Origin of the sequence: Halorubrum trueperi (genome assembly GCF_042662525.1) — an archaeon.
Taxonomy (GTDB): Archaea; Halobacteriota; Halobacteria; order Halobacteriales; family Haloferacaceae; genus Halorubrum; species Halorubrum trueperi.
The window spans coordinates 1-13,230 of record NZ_JBHSXI010000015.1 but is presented as its reverse complement, the minus strand read 5'-3'; the positions used below and the strand labels follow the sequence as shown (position 1 = coordinate 13,230).

Below are 13,230 nucleotides of genomic sequence, written 5' to 3'. Positions count from 1 at the left end.
GGGGGTGTTCAGATAAGGATTGAAAGGTGAGGCGGTGCGTTTTCAAAGTGATCTATGCCCGAAAACGACCGCCTCGGCGGCTGTTTAGACGAGATCAACTTAGAGTTTGTGGAGTGAGATGCAACACCGAGGTTGTTAATGAAGCTCAGTATTCAGCTTCATTTGGCTGGTTTATCGCTTTCAAATACTGTTTCGTTTCTTGAGGTATTTGGTGTTGATCGGGTTCGCTCCACCGTTCATAATTGGGGCCACAAGGCCGATCTACAGCCAAAATCAGGCCGAAGTCCGAATCACGTTGCGGTTGATGAGACGGTGATTTGACTTGATGATGAACAGTATTGGCTGTACGCTGCTGTCGATCCGAAAACGAAGGATCTGCTCCATACAAAGCTTGAATCGACAACAATTAACGCTCTCGCGGATCGATTTGTTGCTGAACTCCGCAACAAACACAATGTAGACGACGCAACTGTTTTCGTTGATGGTTCAGCTTCACTTCAGCAAGCCAGTCGGAAACACGATTTCGATTTTAGATACAAACGACATGGAAATCGAAACAGTATCGAACGTGTCTTTCGTGAGATAAAACGTTGAACTACCTGTTTCTCAAACTGTTTCAGCAATGCCAAAGCAGAAACTGCTGACGAGTGGCTCAGATCGTTTGCTTTTTCATGGAATCAGCTTATCTGAACACTACCGCTACTGTAGGCGGTAGTTATTTTTGCCACGGGTGAGCGTATCGAACGATGACAGCCCTCCAACAGTATGACCTCTCTGCGATCGACCTCTCCGGAAGTCAGTATACTGTCGAGCAGATTGACCGTGATAAGAACTTTCGACCCGAGTACGAAGCGAGGGACGTTACGGGAAACACGCTTTTTCGAACCACGTACCAAATGTACGAGAAAAAAGACGAGTTCCCATTCGTGGATAAAGATGGGACTGAGATCTGTCGTGTGAAAGCGATCGATACGTGGGATATCGCCGGAGACTACCTCCTCACTGACAGTCGCACCGACGAAGAGCTCGTTATCTTTGAAAATGATCTCTCGGTGTTGCAAGACACGTGGCGGCTCAGCGACGCGAACGACCAGTCACTACTCGCCGAGATTAACTCTCGCGGCGCACCCGTCTCACTCGCGCGGAAACTCCTGCCGGGAGGCCAATACCTCGCACACAAGTACGAGATATCAGACGCCAACGGTGATTCGATCGGTACCATCACTGGCGAATTCACACTGTTCGACTTCGATCAGTACGAAATCGACCTCACCGATACGAGTTCAATCCCGACAGAGCCGATCGTGATCGCAGCGATCGTCATCGATGCGATATAAGCGAACTGAATTCATGGGATTTCTCCAAATTCACGAAATAACTCCTTGGACGTAGATGTGTGCGTACGCGCTTGCCCAGACGATCGAGAGCAGTTCACCGACGCTCGTCGAGATAGCCTCTAAAACGGGAGACACTGGGGCCACTCTCGCACCTAGTTCGGGGAACATTGTCGGTAGATAGAGGCTAAGTGCACTTCCAATTACAATCACCCCTGCGAGGACGAACTTTCCTCGGTAGTTCGTTGTGATGCGCCAGCTCACCCGGAGCGATTCGATCGGACCGTACCGGCCGATAACGCAGGCTTCCGGTGCAAACCAGAACTTGAACAACAAGAAGAGAAACGGCACGGCAAAAACGATGCCACCGACTGCTGCAGCAACCGGAAAGCCAACGATCTCTACGGGATTGCCCGGGATCGCACCGACCAGCACCAAGAGGGGGAGAAACAGGAGGAACGGGATCGTCATAGCGCAAAAAACGATGAAGAGGATCAAACCGACTAATGCCGGCGTTCGAGCGAGGCTTCGACGGAATCCTTCGCGTATCGTCACGGGAGCGCCGGTCAGTTCTCCTGTGACGATCGTTCCCACGTATGCTCGAATCAAGACGATGAACGCGAACGCTGTCAGCGTCTCGAAGACGCCGATTGCGGGCAGCGGGAGTACGTTTATACTGTCCGTTTCGAGAAGCCGGTTGGTGAGGATAATCACGCTCGCAAAAGCGACGATTGACGGGTAGGATCGAAACAGACGAACGGACCAGACTAACGTATCGAGAACCGTTCGGCGGGTTGCCGTTGTATCGATGTTGCGGCATTCGAGGCAGCCACAGCCATCGATATCATCTCGTGCCTTAATCGTCGGTGCCACGTCACCCGTGGTTATGCCGTGACAGGTAGAAGTGCTTCGGGTCGGTGCGTCGGTTTGCCCGCTCATTCGACAGTGACGAACTGGGAGATGGATTCGCCGGCGGCAAGCAGGATCGATGGAGGGCCGAGTAGCGAGGCGAAGGATTTGAACGCACGTTTGAGACTCGGCCGATCATCCTCGGTGCCGAGAAAGAGTAGCGTCGGGTCTTCCGACACAACGTACACGCTCATCTCACGGCCTTTCTCCGAATAGCAGGTGTCGGTGATTTCGATAACGCCGGCCGATTTGAGGTTTTTCAGGTGATAATGAACGGTCTGCGCGCTCTGGTCAAGCTGTTCGGCGATCCGTGCCGGCGTTGCTGGCGTCTCATTGAGCAGCCGAAAGATCTCGTATGCGGTTTCGGAGGACAACGCTTCGATCACATCTCGTGTCACGTCGTCGTCGAGACTCAATACAGCGGGAGTATCGCTTCGTTCGACAGTAGCGTCTGTTTGAGTTGGGAGGAGTCGTGCCATGATGGGGTTAGCTTCTATGGATGTCGGTTGCGGCCTCTGGTTCAGTCAGGGACTGTTCGAAACGGTCGGTCGTAATTGTTGGTAGGTGTTTATGTTGGTTCCGGGGCGGCTGGTGAGGCAGCGATCAGTCGCATGTAGTAGGCCGTGTACACTGTATGGAAGTACGTGAATCCAACCGTGGTAAGGACGATCCCGATAGGCAGCAGGACAACGAGCGGTATTCCGAGATCAATCGGTAATACGTCATCCGGCCCAGCGTCCGTTAGCATCAACTGAAGCAGATATTCGGGGATGAAGAAAACGTTCATAAGGGCAACCCACGCCAGCGAGAATCCGGCGACACTTCTCAGATTTGAACGGACGAGCCTGATGCTTCTCTGGAATGCGGCAGTAACGCTCTTGTTTTCGATAACAATCGCGGTATCGTAAAACTGTACGAACATCATGACAACGAGGATCGACACCAACCAGATAAGCAGCGAGATAATCCCTGCGACGAACGCGGCCATCTCGTTAATCGGGGCGATCGCCATCGCCCCGATACCGAGGACGAACCCGATGACCCCGAGTCCGATAGCGGTTCCAAACACGAGTAGCACGAACAACATACTTGCAAGGAGCAGTCGAAGGTAATGTGTCCGGGCTGCAGTGAAAAAATGGGTGAGTGACGCGTCTGTTCCGTCGATCGCAACTCGGGCAGTGCCGAGGAATCCGCCGATAACGAACGGGAAGACGATCAGCCAGGCGAGCGACACGCCTGCCGAGAGGAGTGGTTGTTCAATTAGGTGATCGACGTATTGCAACTGGCTGCCGGCCCCGACGAGGAGGCCGGCGACAAGCAGGATTGGATTCGCGCGGAGGGCGGTGAATCCATCGTTGAATGCGGAGACGATGATCATCGTATCTACGGATTACCGCTGTCACATTAGGTCGAACGTAGTATCAAAACCAGATTTTAAGCTTCGTCGAGGTTCGAGCTTCCTTCGAAGAGCAAGTCCTGTCGTGTACGACGAGGAAGCCACGCGCAGTATTCGATCCGTGAACGCAATCTTCTCTGTCCAACAAAGCGAATACAAACCACTCCTACCGCGGGTTGATGATTTCAGGCGCGATAACGATGATAGCGATCATACTCAGCGGAATGAGAATCGCCGTCACACGGAGAATCCCAGCTGCTCGCCGTCGGTCTTTGGGAAGAGACTCGGCGGTCCCAGACAGTGCGAACGATCCCGCAAGGAAGAGTTCATGGGTTGTGGAGGAGTCGCCAAACACTCCGAAGTAGACGTACATACCGACGAAAAGGAGTGCGCCGGAGAACATCACCGCTGCAGCGGACCGTCCAGACGGTTCACTCATTACAAAATCCCTGATTTTGGAGGGCATCAAGAACGCCTTCTCTCAAGAGGATAAATAAATGTGGCAAAGCAAACACGAAATCCAACTGTATCATACTAGCGGACAACCCATACCGACTGGTCTACACTATTTATGAGACACAGGTATTCGTCATCAACGGGGCAACCAGTACATTTTATGCGCTTTTCACGATCACTGCAGTCTCGATGAAAGCGATGCAAAGGTCAAACTCGATTTTAGTTACCGAGGAATTGAAACGTTTTCCCCAGCGATAGCTGAATACTCGTGAGAATGTACCACGTCTTGCTTACCGTTCGAACAGTACTTCTGCAGAGACGCTTTGCCCCCCGCTCCTATAGAAAATGAGTCGTTAATGAGAGTTCCATATACGCGACGAATGCTGTTGACGACACTTGGGGCAGTGGGAGTTACGAGTGCTGCTGGCTGTATATCGTCCGGTGATTCTCGATTTCGATTGAGTGCCTACCCGGCAGAGGATCCGTACGAGGCGTTCCTAATGGAAGATCCGACGGCACAACACGCGCAGTTCGCTATCGATTATCCCGAGGAATACAAACGTACCGTCTACGACGAATTGCTTGCGAGTGGTTCCGTCACGGTACTGAACTACCAGTTAGCCTACGAGTACGAGTTCGGTTCCGAGCAACGGGAACGCTCCCAGTTCGTTATGGACGGCGACCAGTACTACCGAATCCACGTCGATATGGTTCGCACCGTCGAACGAGATTGGTGGGAATTCTACCTGGATTTACAGGATTCGGAACAGCCCGACGGTACCGATCCGGCAACTGTCCCGATCGCGTCGCTGTCCGATCGTGACCAGCAGATACTACAGCGGGCGATGGAAGCCGCCGCCGCAGACCGAAACCCGGCGATCGATGTCGGTGATCAGAAGCCCGGTTCACGCGGCGTCACGTATCACCACCACCTTGATTCCGAAGCTAGCGATCTCGTCCCATCACCCCCGTTCGAGTATCTGCAACATAATGACCATCTGTTCCAAGCCCGAGCGGAGCAGGATACCATCCCCGTCACTGAACGGACGTTCACTGCCGAGCCGATAGGGGGACCACGGTCTGAATACGAGCAACACGTGCGCAACACCGTTCTCCAAGTCGACTTTTCAACGGTTTCACTTTCTACAGAGGCGACGGACGTACTCAACACGGCGACGGAGGGACGGCCAATTTCAGGATTCTACGAGGAGTCGCCACCGATGTCAGACGGACTCGATGAAGTCCTCACCCAACTCAACACCGCCGATCACGTACGGGACCACAGCGACTATGGGGAGTATACGACGTTTCCGAATATGTACGCGATCTACGACGGGAGCTGGTACGAATTCGAGTTAGCTGTCTATCCGTGAGTGAAATCCCCACCCGTTGATAGATTGTGACCCAGTTGCGGTCCGTACAAGGGACTCATCCATTTATGACGTTTCCAATGATGAGAGTACCAATAAGGTAAATTTGAAGGAAGAAAATGATCAAGAGAATAGGGATTACGATGAATTCGGGCGTATTCCCATCCCCAGTTTCGTATATGAGTGCCGCTAAAACATCGTTTCTTAGGGGGCGGGAAATTCATTCTTGAAACCAGTGTAGGCGTGTGCTCTCGTTCTGGATCACACGCCGACATCAGCCACTCTGGTAGCAAATTGCCCAACCCACTGTTTGGGCACTACGCATCTTACTGGAGGTCTGTTTGAGATCGGCGGGGCAAGGTTTTATCCGTGATCCGGTGAGTCGAGTAGGTATGCGACGCCCGAGAAGATTCGTGCATCTATAGGCTGACGATGCGTAGACCTCTCTGGCAAGCTCACCTGATACCCAAAATCCTGGTATCATAGTCCTTTGCTGACGCGGGGCCAGCGCGTCATCGGACGTCGCGTGTTTGCGGTGCGGATAGCGGTTAGCACGCGATACCCATGACACGAAATCATTCACCAGACGTTGACGACAGCGGTGACCAGAGCGATGAATACAGTGAGCGTTTCGAAACGATCGAAGCGAAAGCACGGGAGGCACTCAAGCACGACCGTTCGGGGGATTGTGATGTGACGGTTCATGTTCATAACCGGGATTACGATTCGGATCGGGGTGTGACTGACCACCTCATGAGGACTGGCGAGGAGTGGATTGCGGTTCGGACGTGGTCTGAGGCCGGTGGCGGAACTGGGCTTACAGTCACGGATTACGGCGCAACCCTTGAGGTTGGAATCCTGGAGTTGGACCGGGACCATGTTGCTGATCGGATCTCCCATGAAGCACTTGACGCGATCGACAGTCACGAAGCGGTTGGGCGACCTGTAGAACCGTTTACGGCACTCGTTCGGTACGCTGAGGATGTCGCAGACGACCTCATAACGGCGTGGGAAACCGGAGCGGACCACGTCGTCAGGGAACGACTTCACGAAGGGCTTGCCGGGGGGAGCGGACGCACTGCGTGGAGCGCGTTCGAAGATGAAGCCAGCTATCTTGAGGCAGAACAGACAGTAACTCAGTTCATCGACGAGCACGTCCGTAACGATGTAAGTGATGACGTGGAGGCAACGATGCAGGGTATCTGCGTGGAAGCATTATACGACGCGGTCGTCGAACACCGCGACCGTCAAACCCCGCACATGAACTACGCAGCGGAGGTGACACTCTTAGACTAACTCGCCTCACGGTGTGAATTGACAGCACCGTCAGTTTCGTTCGGACGCTGCGTGTCACGATAACTAATTTGGCGGATTCCTCGCTGCGGTTCCCGGTTTGACCACCGGTGTTGTATCAACTCCGTAGTACCCGCTTGTGCGGAATTGGATGTCGACTGTTTTGGGCAGTTCTTCTGGAGCAGGGCCGCTTTGCGGTAGGCCCCCCTTCGGCCGCCTTTGCGGCAGGGCCTTGACACACCGCGCGAGTCGGTCAGAAGAAGGCGATTTCACTTGAGGAGTCAGGTCGGGAACTGCAGTAGCCAGATTGCTTGGGCGATTGGTGGCTACGACTCGAATGAGGCCCCGACTCCGTCAGCGATCGCTTGGAGATCGGCCTTCCGGAAGGTGGAGTCGTCGGCCGCCTCAAGTGACTCGGTGATGCCGACGTGCGCCCGGATGAGTCGTCGCTTCTGCGATGTTGATGATCGCCGTGTCTTGTCGACATCGACTCCGAGTGCCTCACAAACCGCTTGCAGTTCCTCCTTCGTGAACGACGCCTCGACCTCCCGTTCGAAGCGACCTGTCGCTACTCGAATTGCGTTTCGAAGTTCTTGGACGGTAGGACTCATGGCTCTCCACTCTCTGCTTATCCCCCTCAATGTTCCTACTCAATTGCGGTGAGCCGTTTCCAGAGATACGGACGTACGACCCGTGGGGTCTGTTGAAACCCTTGACAGTTGATAGTTTTTCACCTCCAATCACTCAGTACAGACTGTGTATACTGATGTATCCACGTTGCTCCGCAGGTTCGTCTATGACACTTGGTGGTAGATACGGGTCAGTCCCTTCGTCTCTGACGTGCTGTCTGAATGGTTGATGCGAAATGAATTCTGTTCGTCAGATCGTTCGAAGAAAGCTTGTATCGAGAATGAGGGTTGTTAGGAACGGAGACGGGTGATCTTCACTCATTGGCCCGCTGGTACGGTCCCTGCTTGATTGCGCGGTCGTGAACGTCTACCTCGAACGTGATGTCGCTAATGGTTGGGTCGTGGTTTTTCATCACGGCGATGATCCGCTCAATTGCTTGAGTGACCGCGATGGCTTCCACGGCAGGGACACCCAGGTCATCCGCGACACCACGACGCGTCGTATCTCCTTGTAGGTAAGCGAGCGTGGCCATAACCGTCGGTGCGAGCGCGGCCTTCCCGTGGCGGTCAACGAACAGTTCGAGATCGTCGTCTACACTCGTTGCGCCATAGACCGCAATAATGGCGGGGCCGAGTGCGAGAGTTGTTTGCTCTGTCCAAGCTCCACTCACGGGTTCGGCACGCCAGAGTGAAGAACCGTCTTCGTACTTATCCAACTCCTCTGCGACACCTAACTCGGCTAGTGTATTCGCGTACTTGTAGCCAGTACTCTTCGAGAGGCTCTGACGTTTGCGGGCTGCTGTGACCGTTGTCGGGGAGTGAATTAAGAGATCGGTGTAGAACCGCGCGAGATCAGGAGTCCCCAGCAGGTCTTGGATAACGAAAAACCGGTGTGGGGTGTGTCCCGCGTCCGGTAGTTGAATGGGAGTTGGAGCGTTCGACATAGTTCATAGTACGCGAACTATAGTCTAGAGTGTTTGGAGACCAGTGTGACCAATCAATCAAGGGAACTCACGAATCGCCCAGTACGCAACTCTCCTCGACAGTATGTTTCAGAAGAGAATTCACATCGAAGAATAGGATTTCAACAGAGCCACTGAATTCAAAATTATCACGGAATAATTATTCTTTCTCTTCACCAAGAAAACGAAGCTCCGCACGACTTCGTATTGAAACCGGTATCGGTTATTGGCCTGTAGATCCCGACGTTTGTGAAATCGATTGAGAAAAGTCTGTTCGGCTCTGTTGAAATCCTCAATCAGTGATATGTTCCTGGGGCCATGCTGAATACAGAGGATCAATCCAGCAGTTGCTCATTGTTGATTTCACGCAACCACATGTGAACCAACTGCTATGTAGAAACACAATTGTCTGCTACTCCCGGTTTAGAGTATGCGATGTGCTATTTCGTGGGGCCGATCCAGGAGGTAGTTGGGGTTCCCACAGTATCGTCAGTCTGCACGACAGCTTCCGCGGACGCCGAGATATCCCGCTCGTCGACCTGGCGACTCCCCCGATCGCGGTGAACGGACCGTCGATGCCACGCCGCACCCCCACGATAGGAGCAAGCCATCGGTCCGGTTCGTCAGTGTTAGACGCAATCGACCGGGGTGAGCAGCGGTAAACGAGTCTATCACAGTCGCATCGAGCGTCACTGACCGTCCTCAGACTCGCTTGGCGTCGAGGTGTTATCGACCCGGTTTCTGACGGGGACCCAGTCTCAGTACTTTTACCGAGTGAGGGACCTCTGGTTCCTCTCCGGTTACGACGCGGTGGATGTCACTCACGCGGCACAGTTGTTTGGCCCCAGTTCGAGTTCGGTCGCCTCTCCCTCGTCGTTGACGGTCTCTTTGCCGGTGTTGATGGCGATGACTGACTCGTAGTTCGGGGGTTTCTCCGGGGCGCCCTCGGTCAGGCGCTCGACGAACGCTTCGCGGTCCAGCCCGAGAAAGTCGAGTTCGTCGCGGAGGTCACCGATCCGGGCCTCGAGGGGTTCGCCCGGCGAGCCGTTCTCGTAGCGGCCGTCGCTCGTGACGGTGAGGTGGCCCGGCAGGATTACCGTGTCGTCCGGAAGGGTGAGGATCGTCTCGTGCAGTGAGTCGTACAGTAGTTCGGCCCCGTGGGAGGCGTCGTCATCACCGAACTGGAGTTCCGTCCGCCCCACGGAGTCGACGAACAGTGTATCGCCCGTCAACAGGAACTCCCCGTCGACGAGGTAGTTCATCATCTCCGAGGTGTGACCCGGCGTGTGGAAGGCTTCGATCTCGATGTCACCGACCTCGATAGTTTCCCCATCTGACAGCGGTTCGTATTCGTACTCGACACCGCGCTCACTGGCTGCTTCGCCGAGGTGGTAGGGCACGCTGATCTCATCGGCAAGCGCCGAACTGCCTGAGATGTGGTCGGCGTGCACGTGCGTATCGAACACGCGCGTTATCGAGAGCCCAGCGTCTTGGACAGCAATTTTGAACTGGTCGGTCTGTCTGGTCGCATCGAACACGACGGCCTCCTCCGCCTCTTTCGATCCGACGATATAGCCGAGACAACCCTTCGCTCGTCGCTGGACCTGCCGAACGACGAGGTCGTCACTGGACGTCTCGATGGGGACGATCTCGTGGAGTTTGCTCCACGCCTCCATACCGCCAGTGACGATAGAGACGTCGTCGTGGCCGTGCTCGTCCAACTCGAACGCGAACGGTGTCGACGTCAGGCCCTTCCCGCAGATAGCGACGATCGGTCGGCCGTCGACCAGCGCGTTCACCTCGTTCAGTTGGTCCTCGCTCAGCCCCTCGTCAGGGTCGTACGGAACGTTCTCTGCGTCGCGTACATGCCAGGCCTCGAAGCTGTCCTCGGGACGCGTGTCGATAAGCGTGAACTGTTCGTCGGCGTCAATCCTGTCTGCAAGTTGTTCCGCAGTGATGTTCTTGACCATCGTATCTCACCTGTGTGCTGTCGAGTTTGCCGCTCGTCGGATCTGTCGCGTGCGCCGTCGCCGCCTAGCGCGTTCGATTACGCCCTTCTTCGGGGAACGCGTTCCCGCGCGGAATCATGGACGTCTCGCAGTACGCCTCGCCGGCCGCGTAGTCGACGCCGGGCTGGATGAACGGATACGGCCCGTCTGCAGGCGTGTTCTGGGCTCGACCGCCGTCGTCGGCGGTCTCGACCAGCCCCATCACCTCGTAGTCGATGGAGGAGTGCTCCTCGAGGTACTTGACGATGACGTCGACCGGTATCGTCCCGCCCTCGACTTCGACGTCCTGGAACGGGAACCCGCAGTTGCCGAGGTCGTGTTCGGGGTCGCCGGGCCGGCGAAACGTCGCCACCGAGTACGTCTCCTCCGGGTCGACCGACTCGCCGTTGACCTGTAGCTCGACGAGGCGACGGCCGCGCTTGGCCGTCGGGTCGACGGTCACCTCGACGTTCGAGGAAAAGTTGCGGACACGACCGTCCTCTTGGTCGTAGGGATAGGGCGTGAAGTTGTCCTGAAGGAACGCTTCCATGTGGTTCGTGAGTTGCTGGCCGTAGGCGACGCCGCGGGCGACGGGCGTCGTCATCGGGAAGAACGTGTACAGTTCTCCGAGCGTGATCTCTCCGGATGGGATGGCAGTCCCGTACCGGAACCCGTGCGAGACGGCGAGGTCGGTATCGAAGTGGGCCCTGAGTGCGTCGTTGAACAGCGTGTTCCACGCGCTCTCGAGGAACGACTGCCGGTAGAGTGGTTCCTCCGTCCGGCCGACGACCGCGTCCAGCGGGCGGTCGAGCGTGCCGGCCCCTCGTTCGAATTCTGGGTCGTCCTCAAAGAACGGCGCACGCGCGGTTTCGACTGTCTCCTCCGCGTCGGGGTCCGGTTCCGGCGTGTGCTCGCCGCCCTCGGTCAGACAGTAGAGGTGGTGGCGGAACTGTACCTCTCCGTCCCGAACGCGGAGGTCCACGCGCCCGAGCGCCTCGCCCATGCCGGACTCGACGACCACGGTTTCAGTCTCCTCGACGACGATTGGGTCGTAGGTGTACTCGTGGGTGTGCGCGCTGAACATCACGTCCACGCTCGGACAGTCCTTGGCGGCTTGGACCATCCATGGGAGACCGATCTCGGTGACCGCGACCACGACATCCGCGCCGTCCTCGCGGGCTGCCTGTGCGGACTCTTCGAGGAGTTCGGGGTGCTTGCCGAATCGGTACTTCCCCTCGGAGAACGCGGGTGCCATCCGGTCGACGTACGGGTTCGTCATCCCGACGACGCCTACAGAGAACTCGCCGACGTCGAGGGTGCTGTAGGCGTCGTACAATCGCTCGTCGGTCTCCCAGTCGTAGAGGTTGTTCGCGAGAACAGGCGCGTCGAGTGTGTCCATCAGTTCCAGGAAGTTGCCCTCCTCGGCGGCCTCGTTCGAGTAGTCCCAGTTGCCGGGGACGTAGACGTCGGGCGCGACGTGGTCGTTGATGGGCTCGAGCATCGCTCGTCCATCGGTGTAGGTAGTCACGGCGGTGCCGTGGAACGTATCGCCGCTCATGAGCGTACAAACGGTGTGGTGCTCGCGGAGTTCGTCGAGTTTCGCTGCGAGCAGGGAGATTCCGCCGCCACGCTCGATGACGCGGTCGTCGTCTCCGAAGCCGAAGTCGGGCTTCGACGTCGGGTTGTCGTAGTAGACCTGATAGCGCGGCGTTAGCTGCCCGTGGAGGTCGCTGACGTGGGCAAAGACCAGGTCGGTGTCATCGCTTCCGTCTCCAACAGGGGCGCCGCCGAGGGACCGCCACTCGCCGATATCTGTTTCATGCTCGTTCATCGTGATGTGACTGTCGTTACAGACATCGAATGTTCGGAATGTCCGGTTATAATTATTCAGACGATACTCGAATATCGAAGAACGCGAGCCCAGCACTCACAACTACTGGCACTGTCGAAGTGCCGGTGAGATTCAGCAGCCACGCGTAGAGGCGGCCGTCACGGAGCGCGGCGAGCGCGAACATTACACCTTCCGCCCGAATCATGAGACTGAACCACGGATGAACGGTGTTTTCGCCAGGTTTCTCGACCACGATCGCCTCGAAAACGTCCACGATCCGGTTCGGAACGAGCGCCGTGAGAACGCCGAGCGCGCCGAGTATCGTATCATACGTGTGCATCGGTCTGAAGTAGATTAAGAGTCGGTGTCGGGGGAGTGGACTCATCACGAGTCTGAACGGCACAACAAGCACCAATCGCTATCGTCCTGTCGGGAGTTTAATACAGTCCTCTGGCAAAGTGCCTCGTATGTCCGAGTCATCTACTATCGACCCTGAAACTACCGACTGGTTAACCCTCGACGAGGATGAAGAAATTGTTTGGTCTGGAAAACCGCACAAGAGTAGCTTGATCCCAGCGCTTGTCGTTGGAGTGCCCCTCTCTCTCATCCTCGTTGGGTTATTCATCATTGCCGGGAGCTATCTGCAGCGCGAGAATACGCAGTGCGTTGTGACGACCGACGGGCTGTACAAGAAGACGGGAATCCTTTCACGTGATGTCCAGCGCATCGATTTCGGAAAGGTTCAAAACACCTCCTACAGCCAGGGATTCTTCGGCTCTCGATTCGGCTACGGAAACGTCGATATTTCGACCGCTGGCGGCTCCGGTATCGAGATGCAGTTCCAGTCAATCCCTGAACCGCGCGCGGTTCAGGAACTCATTAACAAACGCGTGAAGGGCAGCCGTGGTGAACCGACGACGGACGCGGGTGAAACCAAGCGTGATGTACTTGACGAGATCCTCGTCGAACTCACTGCGATCCGCTCTACTCTTGAAGCCATCCGTCTTTAGCTAAGCGAAGGACCACGTGACAGCGGCGGCTTATCGAGGCTACTTTTCGAGA

General features: G+C 55.9%; 12 protein-coding genes and 2 pseudogenes. 5 read left to right on the top strand and 9 right to left on the bottom strand.

All coding sequences use genetic code 11. The features are described from left to right. Nucleotides 1-54: 54 nt before the first annotated feature. Together ACFQEY_RS13340 and ACFQEY_RS13335 are read left to right on the top strand one after the other, a co-directional pair. Nucleotides 55-690 (top strand): annotated as a pseudogene (locus ACFQEY_RS13340) (IS6 family transposase). A 56-nt stretch (nucleotides 691-746) separates the two neighbouring features. Further along, complete coding sequence (locus ACFQEY_RS13335; protein ID WP_379769378.1) at nucleotides 747-1,337, top strand: LURP-one-related family protein; 591 nt, start codon at nucleotides 747-749, stop codon at nucleotides 1,335-1,337. A gap of 30 nt (nucleotides 1,338-1,367) precedes the next feature. Here the strand turns inward: ACFQEY_RS13335 and ACFQEY_RS13330 are convergent, their stop codons facing one another. From ACFQEY_RS13330 to ACFQEY_RS13315, 4 genes are all read right to left on the bottom strand, one after another. Next, nucleotides 1,368-2,207 carry a DUF7847 domain-containing protein gene (locus ACFQEY_RS13330; protein ID WP_379769376.1) on the bottom strand — a complete coding sequence of 280 codons (840 nt, stop codon included), beginning with the start codon at nucleotides 2,205-2,207 and terminating at the stop codon, nucleotides 1,368-1,370. A gap of 62 nt (nucleotides 2,208-2,269) precedes the next feature. Then, nucleotides 2,270-2,722: an ArsR/SmtB family transcription factor gene (locus ACFQEY_RS13325; protein WP_379769374.1), complete on the bottom strand. Its 453-nt coding sequence runs from the start codon at nucleotides 2,720-2,722 to the stop codon at nucleotides 2,270-2,272. A gap of 89 nt (nucleotides 2,723-2,811) precedes the next feature. Further along, on the bottom strand, nucleotides 2,812-3,621 hold the full coding sequence (locus ACFQEY_RS13320) for a DUF7847 domain-containing protein (RefSeq protein ID WP_379769372.1): 810 nt from the start codon (nucleotides 3,619-3,621) through the stop codon (nucleotides 2,812-2,814). 184 nt (nucleotides 3,622-3,805) lie between these two features. Next, entirely contained in the window at nucleotides 3,806-4,105 is a 300-nt protein-coding gene (locus tag ACFQEY_RS13315; RefSeq protein WP_379769370.1) for a hypothetical protein, read from the bottom strand. Nucleotides 4,106-4,595: 490 nt separating this feature from the next. Here ACFQEY_RS13315 and ACFQEY_RS13310 point away from each other — a divergent pair, with 490 nt between their 5' ends. Then, nucleotides 4,596-5,468: a hypothetical protein gene (locus ACFQEY_RS13310; RefSeq protein ID WP_379769368.1), complete on the top strand. Its 873-nt coding sequence runs from the start codon at nucleotides 4,596-4,598 to the stop codon at nucleotides 5,466-5,468. A 735-nt stretch (nucleotides 5,469-6,203) separates the two neighbouring features. Continuing rightward, nucleotides 6,204-6,761: a hypothetical protein gene (locus ACFQEY_RS13305; protein ID WP_379769366.1), complete on the top strand. Its 558-nt coding sequence runs from the start codon at nucleotides 6,204-6,206 to the stop codon at nucleotides 6,759-6,761. Between the two features lie 323 nt (nucleotides 6,762-7,084). Here the strand turns inward: ACFQEY_RS13305 and ACFQEY_RS13300 are convergent, their stop codons facing one another. The 5 genes from ACFQEY_RS13300 to ACFQEY_RS13280 all read right to left on the bottom strand — a co-directional run bounded on the left by ACFQEY_RS13300 (nucleotide 7,085) and on the right by ACFQEY_RS13280 (nucleotide 12,580). Beyond that, the gene (locus ACFQEY_RS13300) at nucleotides 7,085-7,369 is read right to left on the bottom strand and encodes a hypothetical protein (RefSeq protein WP_379769363.1); all 285 of its coding nucleotides are present in this window, start codon (nucleotides 7,367-7,369) and stop codon (nucleotides 7,085-7,087) included. Nucleotides 7,370-7,701: 332 nt separating this feature from the next. After that, entirely contained in the window at nucleotides 7,702-8,331 is a 630-nt protein-coding gene (locus tag ACFQEY_RS13295; protein ID WP_379769361.1) for a DUF7437 domain-containing protein, read from the bottom strand. A gap of 839 nt (nucleotides 8,332-9,170) precedes the next feature. Beyond that, nucleotides 9,171-10,319 (bottom strand): MBL fold metallo-hydrolase, encoded by a 1,149-nt coding sequence (locus ACFQEY_RS13290; protein ID WP_379769359.1) that lies wholly within the window; start codon nucleotides 10,317-10,319, stop codon nucleotides 9,171-9,173. Between the two features lie 64 nt (nucleotides 10,320-10,383). After that, on the bottom strand, nucleotides 10,384-12,168 hold the full coding sequence (locus ACFQEY_RS13285; RefSeq protein WP_379769356.1) for a bifunctional metallophosphatase/5'-nucleotidase: 1,785 nt from the start codon (nucleotides 12,166-12,168) through the stop codon (nucleotides 10,384-10,386). Nucleotides 12,169-12,220: 52 nt separating this feature from the next. After that, nucleotides 12,221-12,580, bottom strand: a complete 360-nt coding sequence (locus tag ACFQEY_RS13280; protein WP_379769354.1) for a hypothetical protein — start codon at nucleotides 12,578-12,580, stop codon at nucleotides 12,221-12,223. A gap of 55 nt (nucleotides 12,581-12,635) precedes the next feature. On the opposite strand from ACFQEY_RS13280, the pseudogene ACFQEY_RS13275 reads away from it, so the two are divergent. After that, a pseudogene (locus ACFQEY_RS13275) lies at nucleotides 12,636-13,163 on the top strand (PH domain-containing protein); the annotation flags it as partial. Nucleotides 13,164-13,230: the final 67 nt, after the last annotated feature.